Origin of the sequence: Pseudarthrobacter sp. NPDC092424 (genome assembly GCF_044754925.1) — a bacterium.
Classification (GTDB): domain Bacteria; phylum Actinomycetota; class Actinomycetes; order Actinomycetales; family Micrococcaceae; genus Arthrobacter.
The window spans coordinates 128,115-148,796 of the sequence record NZ_JBIVQC010000003.1 but is presented as its reverse complement, the minus strand read 5'-3'; the positions used below and the strand labels follow the sequence as shown (position 1 = coordinate 148,796).

The following is a 20,682-nucleotide window of genomic DNA, read 5'->3' as shown; positions in this document are numbered from 1 at the left end:
CTGTTTGACCCAATCCTGGAGACCTCATGCCCAAAATCATCACCGGACGTGTCATCACGGCTGACGGATTGCCCCTCCCGGGCATCGCTGTTACAAACGGCCGCGATGTCGTGGCAACAGGAGGCGACGGCCGTTTTGCCGTCGAACCTCACGGTGCCTTCATCACCCTGACCCGCCCCACCGGCTGGCACACGGACCATTGGTTCAAGCGGCTTCCGGCAGTCGGCGCAGCGGGCGGAACGGAGCTTGTCTTCGAACTCCAGGCCGTGGAGCAGCCGCTTCCATATCAGTTCATGCACATCACGGACACGCACATCGACATGGCGGCACCGGACGAATGGGCGTTCGACAAAGGCCGCCTGACGACGCCTGACCAGCTGAAGGAGTTCATCCAGGACCTCCCGCAGCTGTCTCCGGCAAGCCGGTCCGTGATCGTGACCGGCGACCTGGTGGACAACGGAACCGCCGAAGAATTCGCCGGCCTGCTGGACGCGGTGGCTGATGCTCCAGTGCCCGTCAACCTGGTGCCGGGGAACCATGACCACATGCATGCCGGCCGGTCCGGTCGAATTTCCAGAAACAACTACATCGTCAACGACGGCAACCCGGAACTTTACGAGGAGCTCGTGGGCCCCCGGTGGTTCTCGTACGATGTGGCGGGACTGCATGTCGTAGTGATGGACTGGCACACCCACGAGCTCGGGCTGGACCACGCTGTCCAGGAGGAATGGCTCCGTAACGACCTCGCGGCAGCGGGGGAGGAAACGCCATACATCCTGTGCATGCACGACCAGCCCGGGCACCCGATCATGGACCGGCTTCCGCGCAAGCCGCTGGCTACTTTCTCCGGCCACTGGCACACGTCCCGGGTGGTGGACATTGACGGCGTCCTGCACGTCAATAGCCCCACGCCGTTTTTCGCCGGCCTGGACTACTCGCCGCCGATGTTCCGGGAAGTCATGTGGGACGGCAGCGGCCTGGAGCTGAACTCCCGAACCATGCCCGCCCGCTACCTGCATAATCCGGACCACGCATTCGACGTCGACAAAGCCACTATTACCGGTTACGACGCCAAGTCCGGCAGTTCCCTGATCCGCTGGCGCCACCAGCTTGCGGGCGCTGGCCACCGTGCGGGTCCCACCCTTGCCGGGGACCGGATTTACGCCGGCTCACAGATCGAGGACCGCCCGTCAGGCACGGTAGAAGCTGTCGACGCCGTCACCGGCGAGCTCCTGTGGTCCGCCCCAACCTCGTCCGCCGTCAAAACACGGCCCGTCCTGGCTGGCGGCGTTGTGGTGGTGGCTGAAGTGAACGGCGCGGTCACGGGGCTGGACGCCACATCCGGAAACAGGCTGTGGACGACGCCCTCTACCGACCCCTACCGGCGGTTCGCATGGCAGTCGCCGGTGGAATCCGAAGGCATCGTGGTGCTCGGGGACCAGAGCGACCTTCGGGCACTGGACGCGGCCACCGGGGAAGTCCTCTGGCGGCGCACGGATCTTTCCCCGCATCACAACATCGTCACCCACTCGAGCCCGGCAATCGTCGGCGCCTTGGTCATGGTGGGGTTCTGGCCAACGCCCAACTCGCCCATCGCCGTCGACCTTCACACCGGGAAGTCCATTTGGCACATGCCTGAACTGCAGGATGACCCCTGGGACACAGCCCGGAACCTCCGGGTCACCGGAACGGCAGCTTACGACGCCGGCCAGGACAGTTTCCTGGTGCCTGCGATCACCAGCACCGCCAAGCTGGACCGGAAAACCGGAGCCGTGCAATGGGCCGTGCAGCATGAGGGTGGCTACAGTCCCTCCACGCCGGTCATCACCCCCGATGGATACGTCGTCACGGTGACCGGCAAGGGCCTGCGCATGCTGGCCAAGGACAGCGGCGCGCAGCTCTGGGACGTGCCGGTGGAAGGAGTGGCACCCTTCCCCATGACCGCCTACCGCATGAGGGCCAACCCCGTCATGGCGGCGCCTTCCTATGAAGAATCCAGCGCAACGCTGTTGCTGCCGGGGCTCGATGGCGTTATCCGCCGTTTCCGCTTGGACGGCACCCAGGCGGGGACGTACGACGTCGGGGTTCCCCTCGCCGCGCCCCTGGTCGCCGCCGGAGGTGGCAGCTACCTCACCGTGGGTGTCGACGGCGGGTTGCTTTCGCTTGACCTGGGGGCCGGATCATGAGCCTGCTGACGCGCCCGGCGCAGAAAACAGCTGCTCCGGCAAAGGTCCGGCCGCGGCTGTCCCTGACTCCTTACTTGCTCCTGCTGCCCGCCCTGGCGGCCCTGCTGGCGTTCGTCTATGGTCCCGCACTGCTTTCCCTGATTGGGAGCTTTTTCATCATTCCGCTGTCCGGAGGGCCGTGGAAGTACGCCGGCTTCAACAACTACCTCAAGGTGTTTGCCGATCCGCTGATCCATCAGGCCGCCATGAACACGCTGGTTTACGCCCTGGCGACCATCCTGCCGTCCATGGTCCTGGGACTGCTCCTGGCACTCCTGATGGAAAAGATGGGCCGTGGAAGCTGGCTCGCCAAGACGGCGCTCATCCTTCCAATGACGGCAAACATGGTGGCCATGGCCGTGGTCTTCAAATGGATCTTCGCCTTCCAGGGCGGGTTCACCAACCAGATCCTTGGCTTGGCCGGGCTGGCCCCGGTGAACTGGCTCGGTGAAGCGGAGACGTCCCTGTTCACCGTCATCCTGCTGGGGCTGTGGCGGGCCACATCCTTGTGCATGCTCCTCTTCATGGCCGGACTGACCACTATCCCCTCCTCCATTCACGAAGCAGCGTCGGTCGAAGGCATCAGGGGCTTCACCAAGCTTCGGACCATCACTCTGCCCATGCTCCGGCCCACCCTCGTCTTTGTGACAGTCCTGTCCATCACCGGGGCAGTCCAGGTCTTCGAAATCGTCAACGTCATGACCAAGGGCGGGCCCCTGGGAAGTTCGGAAACCGCCATGACGGCCGCCCACAAGGTGGGTTTCGAGTACTTCCGGATCGGCGAGGCATCCGCCATCTCCTTCATCCTGATCGCTCTGCTGCTGATTGTCGGCATCATCGGCCGTCAGCGGCGTACCAAGGAAAACCAATGACATCACCGAACAAAGTCCGCACAGCCCTGGTCACCGCACTCGGCATCCTGGCGGCCGCGCTGGCGCTGTTTCCCTTCTATTGGATGATGCGGACGGCTGTTGCCCCCGCTGAGGGCCTGACGACCACAGGGCTGAGCCTGATCCCAACCGAGTTCGACTTCTCAAACTTTGGCCGGGCGTGGGAGAAGGCCAACCTGGGCCAGGCCGTCCTGAACGGAATCGCCGTGACGCTGGGGATTCTGGTCCTTCAGCTGCTCACCTGCATTCCGGCGGCCTATGCGCTGTCCAAGTTCCGCTTCCGCGGTGCCGGCGTCATTCTCAGCCTGGTTCTGGCGTGCCTTCTGATTCCCCACCAGGCCACCATGATCCCCACATTCGTCGGCCTGAACCTCCTGGGGCTGGGCGACACGCGGCTGGGGCTTGTCCTCCCGTTTGTTACCAGTGCCATCGGCATCTTCATGCTGCGCCAGCAGATGATGACTGTACCCGCCGCCATTATGGAAGCCGCCAGGACAGATGGGCTCGGACCGCTGCGGACGCTGGTCTCAGTGGTGGTCCCGATCTCCGCGCCGTCAATTGCAGCCTTCTCCCTTCTTTCGGTCTTTACGCACTGGAATGACTACCTGTGGCCGCTCCTGGTGGCACGCAGCCCGGACATCATGACGCCGCCGCTGAGCCTGGCCATTTTCCAGAACGCCGATACGGGCTTCGATTACCCCGCTCTGGCAGCTGCCGCCGTCGTAGTCACCGGGCCGGTGGTCATCCTCTTCCTCATTGCACAGCGGCACTTCGTCCGCGGTATGGCCGGAACTGAAGTGGCCGGCTAACCCCGAAACCTCCCCCCTCCCCTAACTGCAGAACCAATCAAACGAAGGAATCCCCAATGCGTTCCAAAATCCTTGCAACGGCTGCCCTGGCCACCGTTACAGCCCTAAGCCTGTCCGCTTGCGGCGGCGCCGAATCCGGCTCCGGCGGTGCCGTGGCCAGTGCTGCCGCCATCGACCAGTGCAAGCCGGAGGGAACCACGCTCAAGCTGGCGTTCGCCCCCCAGGGCACACCCGCGGTGGAGCATGCGAAGAAGATCATGGAGGAAAAGTACCCCGGCCTCAAGATCGACGCGGTTGCTGCCCAGAGCGGCAACTATTCGGATCTCACCAAACAGGTCGTGGCAGACACGGCCGTGGGAAAGCGGCCTGACCTCATCATGACCGGCCTGGGCCAGCTCCGGTTCTGGACCGACAGCTACAACCCCGCACCGCTTGACCCGGCCACCCTGCCGGAGGGATACCAGAAGCAGTTCCTGACCGCAGGGGAGGTGGACGGCACCACGTACCTGGCTCCGTTCCAGATCTCCACACCTACCTTGCTGGTCAACAAGAAACTCCTGGCCGAGGCCGGCATCACCGACCCGTCCTCCATTAAGGACTTTGCAGCCCTCGAGGACGCGGCCCGCAAGGTGACGGCAAAGACCGGCAAGCCCAGCATCAACATCTCCTCGGACGACCTGCCGGACTGGTTCTCGCAGGCACTGGTGCAGTCCTCCGGCGAAAAGTACGTGGCCGAGGACGGCTCGTTCGGCTTTGACACCCCCAAGGGCCGGGAAGCCATTGGGCTGCTCGCCCGCCTTGCCAAGGACAAGACGTCCCTGAACGTGCGCATGGACGACGGCCAGGCGCAGTTTGTCGCCGGCAACCTGGCCTTCCACATGGCCACGACGTCCCGCATCGTCAAGGTCGTCAAGGAGGCTCCGAAGGACCTGGACTGGATGCCCATCGACCTTCCCGGACTGAATGGGCCCGAGGGTGAACTGCCCGCAGGCGGCAACGGCTGGGTTGTCATCTCCGAGGACTCCTGCAAGGCCGCGTTCTCGCAGGCCATGGTCACCGAGATGCTCACCAAGGAAGCCTCGCTGCTGAGCAGCGGCAAGGACTACAGCTACATTCCGGTCAACAAGCTCGCCACGGAAGAGCTTCTCAAGGGCGACAACATTGCTCCCCAGATGCGCTACGCCTGGACCTACGACAAGCCGCTCACCGTATGGGGCGGATTCGAGGGCGCGCAGACCGCCCAGATCATCGACACCGTCCGGAACATGATGGAGCAGCTTGCTACCGGAAAGCCGGCCGACGAGGTCGTGCCGGCCACGGCCAAGTCGATCAACTCGATGCTGGGCAAGTAGCAATGACAGCCATTGAACTGACGAACATCACCAAGCGCTTTGGGGAGGTTGTGGCGCTCGACGGCGTGAGCCTCTCCATCCGCGACGGTGAGAGCCTGTCTATCCTGGGGCCCTCCGGATCGGGTAAGTCTTCCCTGCTGCGAATCATCGCGGGGCTTGAGGATCCCGACGAAGGCACTGTGGAACTGGACGGCAAGGACCAGGCGGGCGTTCCGGCCCATCAGCGCGACGTGTCGATCGTATTCCAGAACTTCGCCCTGTACCCGCACCTGACCTCCCTGGGCAACATCACCCTGGGACTTCGCCACGGCCTGGGTCTGTCCCGGCAGGAAGCCGAAAAGCGGGCACGCGAGGTTGCTTCACGGATGCGGGTGGAGGAATTGCTGGAACGGCGCCCCAAGGCGATGTCGGGCGGCCAGCGCCAGCGCATTGCCCTGGCGCGGGCACTCGCCCGGCACGCCGGCGTCGTACTCCTGGATGAGCCCATGTCCGGGCTTGATGCCCAGCTCCATATCTCACTGCGGGCGGAAATCCACCAGCTCATCAGCCAGGAGGGAGCCACCGGCGTGACTGTCACCCACGACCAGCAGGACGCCATGTCCATGGCAGACCGGATCGCCGTGATGGACAGGGGGCGCATCGTCCAGCTGGGGACGCCGGACGAGCTCTATGATGCACCGGTCTCAGCCTTCGTGGCCGGGTTCATCGGGGCTCCGCCAATGAATTTGCTGGCCTCGGCCCGCACGAAATCAGGACTGTTGGAGACGCCGTTCGGCCAGGTATCGCAGGCTGCGCGCGGCACCAGCCTTGAAAGTGACGTTGTCCTGGGAGTCCGGCCGGAGGACGTCCGCCTCGGAGCCGGCGGGCGCGGCGATGCCTGGACGGCGGAGGGTGAAGTGATCCTGGTGGAACCCAACGGTCCGCTGCGTACCGTGCATGTCGATCTGGGCGGCTCTGTGCTGCTGCTGTCCTGCCGCTCGGCTGAGCGCCCGCAGCTGCATTCCCGTGTCTCCATTTGGGCCTCTCCGGAGACCATTCATGTCTTCCACGGTCCCAACGGGCTGCGGGCCGGCATGGCGTCCGGGCTGGGACTGGCTGCAGCAGCATTGTCGGCTGCCGTATGAAGTATCTGTTCGACTGGAATGGCACCATCGCGGACGACGCCGGCCGGGCTTGTAATGCCACCAACGCGGCCCTGAGGCTGGTGGGGCTGCCGGAAATCAGCCCGGACCTGTTCGACCGGACATTCCTGCTGCCGATGGATGAGATGTTCCTGAGGCTTGGGGTGGGGGCCGGCGACGTTGCGGCGGCGATTGCGGAATGGAACGCAGCGATGGCTGCGCACGCCGCCCCGCTTCGGACCGGGGCGGCCGGGTTCCTGGCTGACCTGGCCGCAGCCGGTGAGGCCTGTGCCGTCATTTCGGCCGCTGGCCCTGATTATCTGCTGGCCGAACTGCGGTCCTTTGACATGGAGGAGCGCTTTGGTGCTGTTGTCACAGAGGCTGCGGACAAAGCCCAGGTACTGGCGGAGCTGAGGGATGGGGGCGAAGCCCTCTACTTCGGCGACACGGAGTACGACATGCGCTGTGCGGCCGAAGCCGGCTGCGTCCCCGTGGGCGTGCTTAGCGGTTACTGCCCGGAGGAACGGCTTGTCGAAGCGGGCGCCGAGCTGGTGGTGCGCGATTTCAACGAGTTCAGGTCAACCGCCCTGGGCCGGAGGCTCTTGCCCGCATAGGGTTTACGATGCGGCGGGCCGTTCCCCGGGGGAACGGCCCGCGGTTGCTTCCTTTGCGAAGGGACCGTAGCTGCGCGTGCCATTGATGACGGTCCCTCCTCAGTGATTGCCCTGCGCGAAAACCTGTACGTCGTTTTCGTGGGCTGGAACGCCCACCCAGGTTTCACCGTCCGGCACGTTGCTTAGAACGGCTGCACCCATCCCCACCGAGGCGTAGTCGCCCACGGACGTGCGGTCACGCACACTGGAATGCATGCCCAGACAGGCGGCGCGGCCTATCCGGACGCCGCCGCCCAACGAAACGCCGGCGGCGAAGGTTGCGAAATCCGCTACGTCGTCATCATGCGAGAAGGTCACCGACGGCATCGCGACAACATGGGCACCCAGCGTCACACCTGCGGTGAGGGTTACGTTGCGGAGGAGGATGCTGCCCCGCCCTACACGGCATCCCTCAGGGTATTGGACAGAGGGGTCAATCGCCGTCGCATACCGGGATTCCTGGAGCCCCAGCCGCGCAAGCCGCTCGACTACAGCCTGCCTTCGCCGGCCGGAACTCATGCACACGAGCAGGAAGGCATGACTGAAGCTGACCGCATCGTCGATGCCGCCCAGGACCGGTGCCCCGTCCACCGTCACGCCGGCCAATTCCTTGTCGTCGTCCAGCAGCCCCACAATGTCGTACTGTCCACTGCTCCGCACCATGGCCAGCACTTCCCGGGCAAGCCCGCTCGCTGAGATCAGGATCAGTTCACTCATGGCGTCACCGGCGTCGCCGTGTTTCGGATGACGTTGACCACGCGGTTGATACTGGCGGAATCAAGCTCGTGGAACACCGGCAGGGACAGGGTGTGCTCGCTGAGCCGTTCGGTGTGTGGGAGCCGGACGTTATCAGTACTCCGCCAGCGGAAGGCAGGCTGCCGATGGCAGGCAGCGGTGCCGCGCCGTGCCGATATGCCGGCATCGGCAAGCTTCGCCAACAGGCGCTCCCTGCTGGCAGGGAAGCCGGGCAGGAGTTCCAGCCACAGTGTCTGGAAATTAGTGGTGCCGTAGGGTGGGTCGGTCACCAGTCGGAGGAACTTGAGGTTCTCGAGGGCTCTTGAGTAAGCCGCCGCAATGGTCCGTCGCCTGTCCACCATCTCCGGGAGCCGCTTGAGCTGGACAGTCCCAACGGCCGCCTGAAGGTCCGTCATCCGGTAGTCATACCCGACCTCCACGCAAACTTTCCGGGGGGAGAGGAAGGCGTCACGGGAGGAGCCTGGAACGCTGATTGCATGTTCGCGGAGCATGCGTGCCCGGGCTGCCCAGTCCGACCGGTTCGTGGTGAGCATTCCGCCTTCACCCGTTGTGAGGATGCTGGTGCGATGAAAAGACCAGACGGCTACTTCGGAACCGGATCCGGCGGGCCGGTTCCGGTACCTGGAGCCCGCAGCGCAGGCTGCGTCTTCAATGACGGTTATTTCGTGCCTGTCGCAGACCAGGCGGATCTGCTCAAGGTCAGCCGGGACTCCACCGTGGTCCGCCACGATGACTGCGCGCGTATCGATTGTGATTGCGGCATGGATGGTTTCAGCCGTCACGTTGCCGGTGGCAGGATCAACGTCGCAGAAGATTGGTCGGGCCCCTACGTAGGTCACCGCGTTTGCCGCGGCGATAGAGGAGAGGGATGGCACCACCACGTGATCCCCTCGGCCAACACCGGCTATTAGCAGCGCCAAGTGCAGGGCAGCGGTGCAGCTCGAGGTGGCGACTGCATGGCGGGCTTCCTGTGCCACAGCGAAAGCGTCTTCGAATTCTTTTACCCGGGGGCCCTGGCTGAGGCGCCCCGAGGCGATGACGGAAGCGAGGGCAAGGCTCTCTTCATGTCCGAGCCAAGGTTTCGTGACATCGATGCGGGCGAGTGCTGTTTCCACCGTCATGGTTCCACGGCCTTCCCGGCAGCGGCCGGCGGTTTAACAGGCGACGCCGTGCCCTCCCTGCTGCAGCTGACTGCCACCGCGTCCAGCATGGCGAGCACGCGCAGTGCTGACGCGTCAGGTGATGCGAGTCCGTCCGCTTCGCGAATACGCCGGGCGAACTCGGCTACGAGATGGGTCTCCTGTCCATGGACCGCGTCATGAAATATTTCCATGTCATAGGGCTGCCCGGATTCACACCGGTGACCGGGAAGCATGCCTGTATCCCGCCCCGGCGTAGAGGCGATCACAGAGAGCTGGTTCCCGGGCCGCATGCCATCCCACAAAACAGTCAGCCGGGAACCTGCGATGACCACCTGGTGCCTTGTAACGCAACTCAGCCTGTTCACATACAAATGGACCAGGGCATCATTGCCAAGCCTGAAATTGACGTGGCCCACGCAGTCACGGCCCGTTCCGAGAGGATCTCCTCCAAATGCCGAGACTTCCCGGGAATTCAAGCCCTCGGGAAGCACGCGATCCAGGATGGCCAGGCTCTCCGGCGCCAAGTCCCAAAACACATCCCGTTGTGCGTGGTCGGAAAGTGGCCCTGTCCGCACGACATCGACGAACAGCAGTTCCCCAAGGGAGCCGTTGAGGACGAGCGTTCTCATGTGTTGGACCGCAGGGGTGAAGGAATGGGCATGGTTGGCCATGAGGACGACGCTGTTGGACTCTGCCTCTGCAACCAGTTCAAGACCGCGTTCCAGGCTGTCTCCCAACGGTCTTTCAACCAGGGCATGCTTACCGGCCCGCAGCGCTGTCATTGCCGTTCCGTGGACGAAACGAAGTGGTGTGGCAACGGCAACCGTGTCCAGCGGCACGCAGTCCAAGGCTTCATCGATGGTTCCGAAGCGCGGGGCGCCGCCGAGCTTCCTGGAAAGCGCTGTGGCCCGCAGGGCGTCCGGATCGCAGATAGCGGCCAGGTTCCAGTCACTGCTCTCCTGCAGCGTCCGGGCAAGCCTGCTTCCCCGCACGCCCGCCCCGATGACGGCGATGCCGAGTTTGCCGGGATCGGTGGCCCTCCCCATGGACTTTCCTGCGTCCGCATTCATCCTTCGTCCTCCTGCTCCATGGTCAGTAGGCGCCGGCGGGCCGGAGTATGACGCGGAACGTCCGCCAGACGATCAGCAGGTCACCGGCGATCGACCAGTTTTCCACGTAGTACAGGTCCAGGCGGACCGCTTCGTCCCAGTCCAAGTCCGAGCGGCCATTGATCTGCCACAGCCCGGTGAGGCCGGGCTTGATCAACAGGCGGCGAAGAGCGTGCCGCCCGTAGCCTTCGACTTCGCTGGCGAGCGGAGGACGCGGACCAACCATGCTCATGTCGCCCATGACGACGTTCCACAGCTGCGGCAGTTCGTCCAGCGAGTACTTTCGCATCCACCGGCCGCACCGGGTAACCCGTGGATCGTGACGCATCTTGAACAGGACTCCTGCTCCTTCGTTTTCCTTCTCCAGGCCGGGCCTGAGGGCTTCCGCATCGGCGACCATGGACCGAAATTTGAACATCCCGAACGTCCGGCCGTTCTTTCCCACGCGGTCCTGCCGGAAGATGACGGGGCCCGGGCTGTCCAGCCGGACAATGATGGCCAGAACCAGGAACAAGGGAGCCAAAGCCACTAGCGCACAGCCCGCCGTGGCTATGTCCATGACCCTTTTCAGGCTGTGCTTCGCACCGGAGTACTGCGGTATGTCCACGTGCATAAGCGGCAGGCCTTCCACCGGCCGCCAGTGGATGCGAGGGCCTGCGACATTGGTGAGGGTGGCCGCCAGAACCATTTCCGCCGCGCATTCTTCCAACTTCCAGCCCAGTTCGCGGATGAAGTTATTCCCGCCCGGCAGCGGTCCGGCGACGATAACTGCGTCAGCCTGAACCGTGCCTGCCGTCCGGGCGATGTCGTCGGTGGATGACAGAACCGACACGTGATGATCATCAACTCGGAACTTCGCCCCCCGGCGTGCCCCGGGAAGGCATACACCGAGTACCTCATAGACCACGCCGGACTTTTTCTCGATCTGGTGGACGACGTAGCGGACGTCTTCGGGTTCGCCTACCACGATGGCCCGTGAGAGGTGGTGGCCCTTGGCCTTTTCCATAGCGAGCCTCCGCCGGAAGACCCAGCGGTTCGCAGTGAGAGCGCAGATGCCCAGTGGAAGAGAAACCGTGACGAGGGCTGCTCCGCCGTCGACGGAAAAAACGACGGAGGCAATGGCCACGGCTGCAAACGTCCGGAATGTCGCGGTGCCGACGAGCTTGTACTCGTGCGCGCCGACACCGAGCACCTTCGAGTCACGGGTGCGGTGGACCCCCAGCGCTGCCATCCACAGCAGGGCAACTCCGGCGCTGGCAGCGATCCCGACATCCATGGTTCCCGTTCCGGCGCCCGTGGAGCCGGCGGGAAAGGACACCGGGCCGGCAGACAGGTAGCCGGCCAAGACCGCCAGCGCGACCAGCACAGAGTCGGCGAGGCGCAGCAGGCTGATGTGGGTGGAGATCCATTCCGCTGATTCTTTTCGACTTAGCGCTGGCGGTGTTTCCGCCCGTACAGACTGGACCGGACGTATCTCCCGGCGGAGAACCCCTTGCTGGCTCCGTGCCACAGATACGCCTGTCATCCTGACCCCTTCCCGAGTGTCTGCCGGCACTGGCACCGTGAAGCAAACTTAGCGGCAGCGCCGCATTAGGGGTCCAATACCGGAGGGAGGCTGTGGGTCCGTATAGGCATCATTGTGGAAAATGCGGGTGCCCGCCGAAGCCGCTGGCGAACTCTAGTAGATAGGTAGTGCGTAGGGCTCCGGGGAGCTCTGCTGTTTGTTTGCCGCCAGGGCGGTCAGTTGCGCCCGCGATTCAACTCCGAGCTTGCGGTAGATCGCGGTCAGCCGCACCTCGACCGTCCTGACGGAAACGAAAAGCGTGGCCGCGATCTCTTTGTTGCGCATTCCACGCGCCACCATCTTTGCAAGCGCCCGTTCATGGTCGGCAAGGATCAGCAGGGCTGGATTTCCCTGAGGGTTGGCAGGTTCCACCCGTTCGTCGAGCAACAGCGCGTCGATGTGCTGGACCCAGGCATGCGCCCCTATTTCGTCGAACATCACTTTGGCCCGCATCAGCGCGTCACGCGCTTCCCGGACCCGTCCGAAGGCGTTCAAACGCTCCGCGTAGCACATGAGAGTCCGGGCACGTTCGAGTACAGACTCGCGGCCTGGCCTGGACTCGAGGGCCTGCGTGAAGAGCTGCAGGGACTGTTCGCCGTCCGCGAGCATGGCCCGGCTCCGGGTTATTGCCATGATGAGCCACGGTGAGCGCAACCCTACCGACCGGCTTTCCAGGCGGCGGAGGGTCTGTGTAGCCTCGCGGTGCCGACCCAGCCGGATCAGCACCTCCACCAGGTCGGGCTCACACCTCAACAGCGTAGGATTGCCGAAGCCCATCCCGATCTCCGTCGCCCGGGACAACTGGGCCAAGGCCTCGGCCAGGTCTCCCCGCAGGAGTGCAAAGTGGCCCTGCCAGGCAGCCAATTGGGCGGTGAGGGCAGGGTGGCTGGCGGCGCCTATGTAGCGCTGAGCGTCTGCAGCGCAGATCTGTGCCGATGCCTCGTCTCCCATTGCATGGGCCCGCCAGAGCCGGAAGACGTGCCGGAGCCCGCGGTGATACTTGATCCCATCGTCGCGGCGTTCGATCTCTCCGATCAGGTTGACGGCGGTGCGGACGTGGCCGGCCCGGATTTCATTGTCCGCTGCAAGGAGGGCAGCCGTCTCCCGCCAGTTGACGCCATGCGCTTCGGTGGAGTTGAGAACCATCGTGAACGCCTCGTTCGCCGGGGCGTAGCGCTCCGCGTAGCTGAGGGCACGACCCTGGACCAGGAGACTGGGCAGGATCGCATTCCCGGGCGGTTCATGCACCCGGCCGAATGCTCCCATTTCGCCCCTGATGGACTCGACAATCAGTTTTGCCCGTTCGGTGATTGCCAGGCATTCAGGCGACGCCGAGACTTGGAATTCGGGGTAGCGGAGAAGCTCAACCGCATCCATTAATTCCCAACGCTCAGCGAAATAAAGGGCCGCAAGGGCCAGCAGGGTGGCGGCATAGGACGGGTCGTGCCGGCCGAACTCCTTCACGAGGCGCAGTACCATGCTGGAGCGCACCGGAGCGCCCTGCATAAAGGCGATTTCGAAGGACAGGCCTGTCAACCTCAGGACCAGCGCCGGATTGCGGGTGACCCGCTGCGCCCATTCAAGGTAGCGCTGGGCGTAGGCGAGGTGGCCACGGTTAAAGAGCAGTTCCGCCACGGTTGTCAGACGGGCAGCCGTCTCCGCTTCCCAGGGGTTGATCGTCAGGGCGCGTTCGACATATTCCAGCGCGAACGGCACTTCTCCGGCGCGAATCAGCTCAATGGCGTAGCGCAGGAGGCCAAAAGCTGTCTGCCGTTCGAGGGCGGTGAAGCTAAGATGCCACCGCCTGCCGTAGGGGTCTGTGTCTTCAGCAGCCTCGGCCAGTGCGCGATGATCCGCAGTCCGGGATGCCGGCGGCGTTTCGGCAAATACATGCCCCCGCAGCAGCTGGTTGGATATCTGAAGGCAGGACCCGGATCGGCTCACCGCGCCGCTGGTGAGCAACTCTTCCACGCCCGCCCACACGTCGGGGCAGATCTTCTCGAGCGTGGTGATCTCGCTTCGGTAGGAAAGCGACAGGAGCTCCAGCACCCGGCGGGCGATGGGGGAAAGGCGGCCCACCACCAACGCGAACTCCCCTTCGAAACAGCCCTTGCCGGGCAGTGGTACGGGCAGCGCATACTCCCCCTCCGCCTGCCGTTCCAGCAGCCGCTGATAAAGCTCGACGGCGGCAAGGGGGTTCCCTTGAGCCACTGCGGCAACTGCATGGGCCGATGCCGGCGTTGCGTGGTGTGCGGGGATCGCTTCCAGCATCAGGACCAAGTCGCTGTGGCCGAGCGCCTCGAGCTGCATGACCGGCAAGCCGCTGAACGCGCTGCCCGGAGCGTCGGTGCGGAGCCCGACGAATAATGCGATGTCCGTGCCGGCCAGGCGGCGGGCCAGGTATCCGATCACGGCCTGGCTGCCCGGGTCCAGCTGATCGGCATCATCGATCACGATGACCGTCCGGCACGACGACCGCTGGTGGACTGCGTTGAGGAGCATGGTGGAAACAGTCGCCAGGTCCATTGAGCCCGTGGCATCGTTGAGAACTTCCTCGGCAACCCGGTTCAGGACGGGGTCATCCAGGCCGTTGAGCAGAGCGGTAAGACCGGACAGTGGCCACTCGGACTCAGAGGCGCTGGCGTTAAGGAATACGGTCCGGTAATCGCATACCGAGGGGATCTCGGCGAGCAGGGCGGATTTTCCGGCGCCGCGCGGACCCACCACGGCGAGAGCTGAATCCCGCGGCCCTCGAATCACGGTAAGAATGCGGTCCAGTTCCTTGCTTCGACCTACCAACGGCATGGGGCCCCCACTCATCGAAGAAGGAGACCGATGCTGTCTTCGTACGTTGTTATGACCCTTGCTGCCATTGGTCTGGCCGTTCGGGCCTATTTGTTCCTGGCCGCCTCGTTGCGTCCAGCGCGGTACCCAGCCGTCACGTCAATATAGTGGGCAATCATCGGGCGCACCAGCGAACTCCTGGCCCCCGGGTACTCTATTTTCGGCGCCCTACTACTTGGATTCCTGCGCGACCGGGGACGCTGGGGTGGGCCGCGGGAAGCGGACGCCGGCATGGCTTGCGTCACGTTATCCACATAGCCGGAGCCTCGGCGGGCGGCTGTGTGGCACGGAGGCTAGGCTCGAGTCAAGCGCGAATCGCGTTATGGGGTCCAAATGGACTAAGATATTGAAGTCTGTGCTGCGTCCTGCTTCCGTTCCGGTGGCCGGCCATGGCACGGAATCGCAAATGAACCTCCTGTTACGGAAATGCCGTAACCGCTTAGCCCAAAGGAGGTGGGTTCACATATGCGTCCTTACGAATTGATGGTAATCATCGACCCCGAGGTCGAAGAGCGTACCGTTGAGCCGTCGCTTCAGAAGTTCCTGAACGTCATCACCAACGATGGTGGAACCATCGAAAAGGTTGACATCTGGGGCCGTCGTCGCCTGGCTTACGACATCAAGAAGAAGTCCGAAGGTATCTACGCCGTGGTGAACTTCACCGCTACGCCGGAAACCGCCAAGGAACTTGACCGCCAGCTGTCTCTTAACGAGACCATCATGCGCACCAAGATCACCCGCCCCGAAGAGCAGAAGGTTGTTGCTGAGTAATTCAGCGCCATCTTCATTCTTTACCCCGCAGGAAACGTACTCTTCACCCAGGAACCAAGGAGGCAGTAGATGGCAGGCGAAACCACTATCACGGTCGTCGGTAATCTCACCAATGACCCGGAATTGCGGTTCACCCCGTCCGGTTCGGCAGTAGCGAACTTCACCATTGCTTCCACCCCGCGTACCTTTGACCGCCAGTCCAACGAGTGGAAGGACGGGGAAACCCTGTTCCTCCGCGCGTCCGTCTGGCGCGAAGCGGCCGAGAACGTCGCCGAATCCCTGACCAAGGGGATGCGCGTGATTGTGACCGGCCGGCTGAAGAGCCGCTCCTACGAAACCAAAGAAGGCGAAAAGCGCACCGTAATCGAGCTTGAGGTCGACGAAATCGGCCCCAGCCTGCGCTATGCCAATGCCAAGGTCAACCGTACCCAGCGCTCCGGCGGACAGGGTGGCGGCGGCTTCGGTGGCGGTAACGGCGGCGGTGGCTTCGGAGGCGGCAACCCTGGCGGAAACCAGGGCGGCAACTCCGGCGGGTGGGGCGGCGGCAACAGCCAGCAGTCCGGCCAGGACGATCCCTGGGCCACGCCCGGTGTCTCCAACGCCGGCGGCTGGGGCAACGGCCCCGACTCCGAACCTCCCTTCTAAAAACCATTATTAAGGCCCGACGCCGGGACCGCCCGGGTGCCTGAGGCGCCCAAGGTGACTGCCGCCGTCGGACCACCACCATCCCGTGGATCAACATCCACGGGCTCCCTAGAATAGGAGCTCCACGATGGCTAAGGCTGAACTCCGTAAGCCCAAACCAAAGTCCAACCCCTTGAAGGCCGCTGACATCACTGTCATCGACTACAAGGACGTAGCATTGCTGCGCAAGTTCATCTCCGACCGCGGCAAGATCCGCGCCCGTCGCGTCACCGGCGTTACGGTCCAGGAACAGCGCAAGATCGCACAGGCAATCAAGAACGCCCGCGAAGTTGCTCTGCTGCCTTACTCCGGCGCTGGCCGCGGTTAAGGAAAGGGATTAACTAACATGGCAAAGCTCATTCTGACCCACGAAGTTACCGGTCTCGGTGCTGCTGGCGACATTGTCGAGGTCAAGGACGGTTACGCACGTAACTACCTGCTGCCCCGCAACTTCGCCCTGACCTGGTCGAAGGGTGGCGAGAAGCAGGTTGAGTCCATCAAGGCCGCCCGCGCCGCCCGCGAGCACGCTTCCCTGGAAGACGCTCAGAAGCAGGCCGCTGCACTCTCCGCCAAGCCGGTCCAGCTGGTTGTCAAGGCCGGTGAGACGGGCCGCCTGTTCGGCACCGTCAAGCAGGCCGACGTTGCTGACGCTGTTGAGGCCGCTGGCCTCGGCCGCATCGACAAGCGCAAGGTTGAACTGCCGGCTCACATCAAGTCGGTTGGTTCCTACCAGGCCAACGTCCGTCTCCACGAGGACGTTTCCGCTGTGATCGACCTCAACGTGGTTGCTGGCAAGTAGTTTTTACTGCTGCACGCGAAAACCCCTGTCGCCGGACTCCGGCGGCGGGGGTTTTCTCATGGCCGGGAATACTTCCGGCGGAGCGCGGGTTCTCCACGTAGATGCATATGCATATAAGGCAGAGCAAGTACCAGGAGCGCCCCATGGAAACCCGCCGCATCACCGTACTGTCCGCCGGCCTCGGCGTCCCGTCGTCGAGCCGCCTGCTGGCCGACCAGCTCGCCGCGGCAGCTGAAAGGCAGCTGTCGGCAGCAGGCTACGCCGTGCAGGTGGAGACGGTCGAACTACGCGATCTTGCCGTGGACATCGCCAACAACTTCGTGACCGGTTACGCCGCGCCCCGGTTAGCCGAGGTCATCGCCGGCGTCGAGGCATCGGACGGCATCATCGCCGTAAGCCCGGTCTTCAGCGCCTCCTACAGCGGCCTCTTCAAGTCCTTCATCGATGTCCTCGATCCGACGTCGCTGGACGGTAAGGCAGCGCTGCTGGGTGCAACCGGCGGAACGGAACGCCACCAGATGGTGCTTGACTATGCCATGCGGCCGCTGTTCACCTACCTGCGCACCAGGATGGCTGCCACGTCTGTCTTCGCGGGGCCGCAGGACTGGGGCACCGCGGGCGACGGCGGCTCCTCGCTTTCGGCGCGCATCGACCGGGCCGCCGGGGAGTTTTCCCGGCTGCTGGAAGGTGTCCAGCCGAACCGCAAACCGGCCCCCGCCGGATCCCTGCCGTTCGAAGAACTCCTGGCGGGAATCAGCGGAGGCCGGTAAGCGGCGCAGGCTGTATGGACGCTAGGAAACCTGCAGCCCGCCGTTGATGTCGTAGGTGGCGGCGGTGATGAAACCGGCGTCCTCGCCCATGAGGAAGGACATGAGGGCGGCCATCTCGCCCACAGTGCCCACCCGGCCCACCAGGATGTCGCGGGACATTTCCTTCTTGCGCTCGTCCGTGAGGGTGCCGCCCATGATGTCGGTATCCACCGGACCCGGTGCGATGGCGTTTACGGTGATGCCGTGCTCGCCCATCTCCCGGGCCAGCGCGCGGGTGAAGCCGATGATGCCGGCCTTGGCGGAGCTGTAGGCCACCTTGGAGTAGGTTCCGCCGCCGCGCTGCGCGGAGATCGAGGAGATGCTCACAACGCGGCCGAGCTTCCGGTCGATCATGCCGCCCAGGACGCGCTGGGTCACCAGGAACGTGCCCGTCATGTTGATGGCGAAGACCCGCTCCCAGCCCTCCTTGGTTTCCTCCATGAATGGGCGCGGGGAGCTGATGCCGGCGATGTTGGCCAGGCCAACGATCGGCGGAAGCTCGGCCTCAACGCGGCTGACGGCTGCGTCAATGGACGCCTCGTCGGAGACGTCGGTGCGGAGTCCAAGGGCCTGGACGCCGTGGCGTTCCGCAATTTCCTTCGCCGCCTGCGCGGCAGCTTCGCCGTCGATATCGAGGATGGCGATGCTCCAGCCTTCGCTGGCCAGGCGGTCCGCAGTGGCGCGGCCGATGCCGCGCTCCGAGGCCGCACCGGTGAGTACCGCGGTGCGCTGGGCGGGGAAAGTTGCCGTTTCGGTCATGCTATTCAGCTCCTGTGTCGGGTTCCTGGTTGTTGATAAAACGTTCGTAGTCGTCGTATGTCTGGTTGATGTGGTCTTCCATGGCCTTGCGCGCCGTCTCCGGGTTTCCGGTCTCGATCGCGGCCAGTACCAGGTGGTGGTGCTCGATGGCGTGGCGCTGCACCTCCACGAAGGCGGAGGTCTCTCGTCGCGTGGAGTAGAGCAGGTTTCCCAGCTGCCCCAGAAGTGCTGGCAGGAAAGGGTTGGCCGAGGCGCGCAACACGATGTCATGGAACGCGAGGTCGGCCACCGTGACGCGGTCCAGGTCTCCGGCCGCGTGGGCGTCCTCCAGTTCGCGGATCGATTCGTGCATGGCCGCCAGGTGTTCCGGGCGGGCGTTCTTGGCGGCGAGTTCTGCAGAGCCCGTTTCCACCATTCGGCGCACCTCAAGCAGGCGCAGCGCCACCTCGTCCCCGCCGGTCCCGCGGGAGGCGGCCCGGAGGATGGCTTCCAGGCCAGTCCACTCTTCCACGGGATTCACGAATGTGCCCAGGCCGCGGCGCACCGTGACGATGTTCTGCGCCTGAAGGGTCTTCAGCGCCTCCCGCACGGTCAGGCGGCTGACATCCGCCTCCCGGGCGATCTCCGGCTCGGACGGCAGAGGCTCGCGGGGCTTGAGCTCCCCGTTCAGTATCCGCTCCAGAAGGTCCTCAAACACCGCAACTGCCAGCGTATTCCGGCTCATCGACGCACCTCCATCGCTGCACTTGTCAGATGTCTTATGTGCAAGTAGTGTGGCACCAGTCACTCGATGGAGTCAATTCGTTGCCGAAACGTCGCGGCACCTTCGAGGAGCGGCCGGGCACGTCGCCCGTCGGTCTTTCCCCAAGGAGTAAATCAACGTGGATCTACAACTCTTACTGGCGCTGGTTCTGGGCATCGCGACGATCGTCGTCCTGGTCCTGCGCACCCGCCTGGATGCCTTCGTGGCATTGCTCATCGCATCACTGGTCACAGGCCTCGTGGCCGGTCAGTCCGCACTGGACATCACCAAGGCCATCACCACCGGATTCGGGAACACGCTTGCCTCCATCGGCATCGTGATCGGCCTGGGCGTTGCCATCGGCAAGATCCTGGAGGTCTCCGGTGCCGCCAACGCACTTGCCCTCGCCTTCCTGCGCCTCTTTGGCAAGGGACGCGAACCGTGGGCGCTGGGAACGGTGGGCGCGCTGGTGTCCATCCCGGTGTTCTGCGACTCCGGCTACGTCATCATGAACCCGCTGGCACGCTCCATCGCACGGGTTAAGCGCGCCGGCTACGTGACCCTGGCGCTGGCACTCGGCTGCGGCATGACCCTGACGCACCACCTGGTGCCGCCGACGCCGGGCCCGCTCGCCGTCTCCGGCCTCCTCGGCGCTGACCTCGGTGCGGTCATTCTTACGGGCCTTGCCTTCACGGTCCTGCTGCTGCCCATCGTGGTTGTTTACGCCAAGTGGATTGGCCCCAAGCTGGAATCCTCGGTCAGCGAAGAAGTGCGCGCCGCAGTTTATGGCCGTGCGGCGCTGGTTGGTGCCGCTGAAGGTTCGCACCGCGGAGGCTCCGTCGATATCGCAGATCACGACGTCGACGCGGATAACGCTGCCGATCTCCCCGACGATCCCGAGCTGGAGCTCGGCACGCCGCCGGCAGGTGCCAAGCCGCACCGCGTAGGCGCCTTCCTGGCCTCGCTGCCGCTGCTGGTGCCGCTGCTGCTGATCATCCTCAACACGGTGACCGGCGCCATTGACCAGAACGCCCAGGGTGTTGTGGGCGGCAAATACGAGCCCTCCGACTGGGTGGTCCCCTTCGCGTTCATCGGCAACCCCGTCATCGCGCTGACCATCGGTGTGCTGCTCGCCGTCTATGTCCTGCTGCCCCGCTGGACCCCGCGCAACAAGGTGCAGCACTGGTTCGCCGATGCCGCCGCCTCCGCCGGCCTCATCCTGCTGATCACCGGTGCCGGCGGCGCCCTTGGCCAGGTGCTGCGCACCTCCGGGGTGGGCGATGCGCTGGCCGAGGCCATTGCCGCGACTGCCCTGCCGGCATTCCTGGTACCGTTCCTCGTGGCCACGCTGGTCCGGCTGGCACAGGGCTCGGGTACGGTCGCCATGATTACCGCTGCTTCCGTCACCGCACCCCTGGTGGGAACGCTTGGCATCGACCCGCTGGTGGCGGCAGTCGCCTGCACCGCCGGATCCATGATCCTGAGCTACTTCAACGACTCCTACTTCTGGGTGGTCACCCGGTTCACCGGCCTGGACGGGACGGCGGCGCTGCGCGGCTGGTCCGGCATCACCACGGCCGTGTGGGCGGGCTCGATTCCGCTGCTGTTCATCCTCAACCTGGTGATGGGCTAAGCAAACCGGCCCTAACGCCA

General features: G+C 64.3%; 19 protein-coding genes. 12 read left to right on the top strand and 7 right to left on the bottom strand.

From position 1 onward, the window contains the following. The first annotated feature begins 26 nt into the window (after positions 1-26). The 6 genes from ACIQCN_RS06440 to ACIQCN_RS06415 are packed head-to-tail and all read left to right on the top strand — an operon-like array spanning position 27 to position 7,011. Positions 27-2,186 (top strand): PQQ-binding-like beta-propeller repeat protein, encoded by a 2,160-nt coding sequence (locus ACIQCN_RS06440; RefSeq protein WP_400610005.1) that lies wholly within the window; start codon positions 27-29, stop codon positions 2,184-2,186. Further along, positions 2,183-3,097 carry a carbohydrate ABC transporter permease gene (locus tag ACIQCN_RS06435; protein WP_400610003.1) on the top strand — a complete coding sequence of 305 codons (915 nt, stop codon included), beginning with the start codon at positions 2,183-2,185 and terminating at the stop codon, positions 3,095-3,097. Before ACIQCN_RS06440 ends, ACIQCN_RS06435 begins: the two co-directional genes overlap by 4 nt. Further along, positions 3,094-3,924, top strand: a complete 831-nt coding sequence (locus ACIQCN_RS06430; RefSeq protein ID WP_400610001.1) for a carbohydrate ABC transporter permease — start codon at positions 3,094-3,096, stop codon at positions 3,922-3,924. Before ACIQCN_RS06435 ends, ACIQCN_RS06430 begins: the two co-directional genes overlap by 4 nt. Positions 3,925-3,980: 56 nt before the next feature. Then, positions 3,981-5,276 (top strand): extracellular solute-binding protein, encoded by a 1,296-nt coding sequence (locus ACIQCN_RS06425; RefSeq protein WP_400610000.1) that lies wholly within the window; start codon positions 3,981-3,983, stop codon positions 5,274-5,276. Between the two features lie 2 nt (positions 5,277-5,278). Next, entirely contained in the window at positions 5,279-6,400 is a 1,122-nt protein-coding gene (locus ACIQCN_RS06420; RefSeq protein WP_400609998.1) for an ABC transporter ATP-binding protein, read from the top strand. After that, on the top strand, positions 6,397-7,011 hold the full coding sequence (locus ACIQCN_RS06415; protein ID WP_400607154.1) for an HAD family hydrolase: 615 nt from the start codon (positions 6,397-6,399) through the stop codon (positions 7,009-7,011). The genes ACIQCN_RS06420 and ACIQCN_RS06415 overlap by 4 nt, the downstream gene beginning before the upstream one ends. Before the next feature lie 99 nt (positions 7,012-7,110). Here the strand turns inward: ACIQCN_RS06415 and ACIQCN_RS06410 are convergent, their stop codons facing one another. From ACIQCN_RS06410 to ACIQCN_RS06390, 5 genes are all read right to left on the bottom strand, one after another. Then, positions 7,111-7,767: a NeuD/PglB/VioB family sugar acetyltransferase gene (locus tag ACIQCN_RS06410; RefSeq protein ID WP_400607157.1), complete on the bottom strand. Its 657-nt coding sequence runs from the start codon at positions 7,765-7,767 to the stop codon at positions 7,111-7,113. After that, positions 7,764-8,927: a DegT/DnrJ/EryC1/StrS family aminotransferase gene (locus ACIQCN_RS06405; protein WP_400609996.1), complete on the bottom strand. Its 1,164-nt coding sequence runs from the start codon at positions 8,925-8,927 to the stop codon at positions 7,764-7,766. The genes ACIQCN_RS06410 and ACIQCN_RS06405 overlap by 4 nt, the downstream gene beginning before the upstream one ends. Next, positions 8,924-10,018: a Gfo/Idh/MocA family protein gene (locus ACIQCN_RS06400; RefSeq protein ID WP_400609994.1), complete on the bottom strand. Its 1,095-nt coding sequence runs from the start codon at positions 10,016-10,018 to the stop codon at positions 8,924-8,926. The genes ACIQCN_RS06405 and ACIQCN_RS06400 overlap by 4 nt, the downstream gene beginning before the upstream one ends. Positions 10,019-10,040: 22 nt before the next feature. Beyond that, positions 10,041-11,582, bottom strand: coding sequence for a sugar transferase (locus ACIQCN_RS06395; protein ID WP_400609992.1), 1,542 nt, complete (start codon positions 11,580-11,582; stop codon positions 10,041-10,043). Between the two features lie 153 nt (positions 11,583-11,735). After that, positions 11,736-14,426 (bottom strand): AAA family ATPase, encoded by a 2,691-nt coding sequence (locus ACIQCN_RS06390; protein WP_400609990.1) that lies wholly within the window; start codon positions 14,424-14,426, stop codon positions 11,736-11,738. A 504-nt stretch (positions 14,427-14,930) separates the two neighbouring features. On the opposite strand from ACIQCN_RS06390, the gene rpsF reads away from it, so the two are divergent. The 5 genes from rpsF to ACIQCN_RS06365 all read left to right on the top strand — a co-directional run bounded on the left by rpsF (position 14,931) and on the right by ACIQCN_RS06365 (position 17,489). Next, positions 14,931-15,236, top strand: coding sequence for a 30S ribosomal protein S6 (gene rpsF, locus ACIQCN_RS06385; RefSeq protein WP_377216330.1), 306 nt, complete (start codon positions 14,931-14,933; stop codon positions 15,234-15,236). A 69-nt stretch (positions 15,237-15,305) separates the two neighbouring features. Beyond that, positions 15,306-15,881: a single-stranded DNA-binding protein gene (locus ACIQCN_RS06380; RefSeq protein WP_400607169.1), complete on the top strand. Its 576-nt coding sequence runs from the start codon at positions 15,306-15,308 to the stop codon at positions 15,879-15,881. 127 nt (positions 15,882-16,008) lie between these two features. Then, positions 16,009-16,248 (top strand): 30S ribosomal protein S18, encoded by a 240-nt coding sequence (gene rpsR / locus ACIQCN_RS06375; RefSeq protein WP_003800144.1) that lies wholly within the window; start codon positions 16,009-16,011, stop codon positions 16,246-16,248. Positions 16,249-16,266: 18 nt separating this feature from the next. Next, positions 16,267-16,719, top strand: a complete 453-nt coding sequence (gene rplI, locus ACIQCN_RS06370; RefSeq protein ID WP_377216328.1) for a 50S ribosomal protein L9 — start codon at positions 16,267-16,269, stop codon at positions 16,717-16,719. Positions 16,720-16,862: 143 nt separating this feature from the next. Then, a complete protein-coding gene (locus ACIQCN_RS06365; RefSeq protein ID WP_400607171.1) occupies positions 16,863-17,489 on the top strand; it encodes an FMN reductase in 627 nt (208 codons plus the stop codon). A 21-nt stretch (positions 17,490-17,510) separates the two neighbouring features. Here the strand turns inward: ACIQCN_RS06365 and ACIQCN_RS06360 are convergent, their stop codons facing one another. Both ACIQCN_RS06360 and ACIQCN_RS06355 read right to left on the bottom strand, forming a co-directional pair. Then, entirely contained in the window at positions 17,511-18,287 is a 777-nt protein-coding gene (locus tag ACIQCN_RS06360; protein ID WP_400607174.1) for an SDR family NAD(P)-dependent oxidoreductase, read from the bottom strand. Position 18,288: 1 nt separating this feature from the next. Next, positions 18,289-19,011, bottom strand: coding sequence for a FadR/GntR family transcriptional regulator (locus ACIQCN_RS06355; protein WP_400607176.1), 723 nt, complete (start codon positions 19,009-19,011; stop codon positions 18,289-18,291). Positions 19,012-19,168: 157 nt separating this feature from the next. On the opposite strand from ACIQCN_RS06355, the gene ACIQCN_RS06350 reads away from it, so the two are divergent. Continuing rightward, the gene (locus ACIQCN_RS06350; protein WP_400607177.1) at positions 19,169-20,662 is read left to right on the top strand and encodes a GntP family permease; all 1,494 of its coding nucleotides are present in this window, start codon (positions 19,169-19,171) and stop codon (positions 20,660-20,662) included. Positions 20,663-20,682: the final 20 nt, after the last annotated feature.

Coding starts and splice junctions, on each gene's coding strand:
- ACIQCN_RS06410 (WP_400607157.1), bottom strand. CDS start 7,767: ATGAGTGAACTGATCCTGATCTCAGCGAGCGGGCTTGCCCGGGAAGTG.
- ACIQCN_RS06390 (WP_400609990.1), bottom strand. CDS start 14,426: ATGCCGTTGGTAGGTCGAAGCAAGGAACTGGACCGCATTCTTACCGTG.
- ACIQCN_RS06400 (WP_400609994.1), bottom strand. CDS start 10,018: ATGAATGCGGACGCAGGAAAGTCCATGGGGAGGGCCACCGATCCCGGC.
- ACIQCN_RS06430 (WP_400610001.1), top strand. CDS start 3,094: ATGACATCACCGAACAAAGTCCGCACAGCCCTGGTCACCGCACTCGGC.
- ACIQCN_RS06420 (WP_400609998.1), top strand. CDS start 5,279: ATGACAGCCATTGAACTGACGAACATCACCAAGCGCTTTGGGGAGGTT.
- rpsR (WP_003800144.1), top strand. CDS start 16,009: ATGGCTAAGGCTGAACTCCGTAAGCCCAAACCAAAGTCCAACCCCTTG.
- ACIQCN_RS06380 (WP_400607169.1), top strand. CDS start 15,306: ATGGCAGGCGAAACCACTATCACGGTCGTCGGTAATCTCACCAATGAC.
- ACIQCN_RS06415 (WP_400607154.1), top strand. CDS start 6,397: ATGAAGTATCTGTTCGACTGGAATGGCACCATCGCGGACGACGCCGGC.
- ACIQCN_RS06440 (WP_400610005.1), top strand. CDS start 27: ATGCCCAAAATCATCACCGGACGTGTCATCACGGCTGACGGATTGCCC.
- rplI (WP_377216328.1), top strand. CDS start 16,267: ATGGCAAAGCTCATTCTGACCCACGAAGTTACCGGTCTCGGTGCTGCT.
- ACIQCN_RS06360 (WP_400607174.1), bottom strand. CDS start 18,287: ATGACCGAAACGGCAACTTTCCCCGCCCAGCGCACCGCGGTACTCACC.
- ACIQCN_RS06405 (WP_400609996.1), bottom strand. CDS start 8,927: ATGACGGTGGAAACAGCACTCGCCCGCATCGATGTCACGAAACCTTGG.
- ACIQCN_RS06425 (WP_400610000.1), top strand. CDS start 3,981: ATGCGTTCCAAAATCCTTGCAACGGCTGCCCTGGCCACCGTTACAGCC.
- ACIQCN_RS06435 (WP_400610003.1), top strand. CDS start 2,183: ATGAGCCTGCTGACGCGCCCGGCGCAGAAAACAGCTGCTCCGGCAAAG.
- ACIQCN_RS06355 (WP_400607176.1), bottom strand. CDS start 19,011: ATGAGCCGGAATACGCTGGCAGTTGCGGTGTTTGAGGACCTTCTGGAG.
- ACIQCN_RS06365 (WP_400607171.1), top strand. CDS start 16,863: ATGGAAACCCGCCGCATCACCGTACTGTCCGCCGGCCTCGGCGTCCCG.
- rpsF (WP_377216330.1), top strand. CDS start 14,931: ATGCGTCCTTACGAATTGATGGTAATCATCGACCCCGAGGTCGAAGAG.
- ACIQCN_RS06395 (WP_400609992.1), bottom strand. CDS start 11,582: ATGACAGGCGTATCTGTGGCACGGAGCCAGCAAGGGGTTCTCCGCCGG.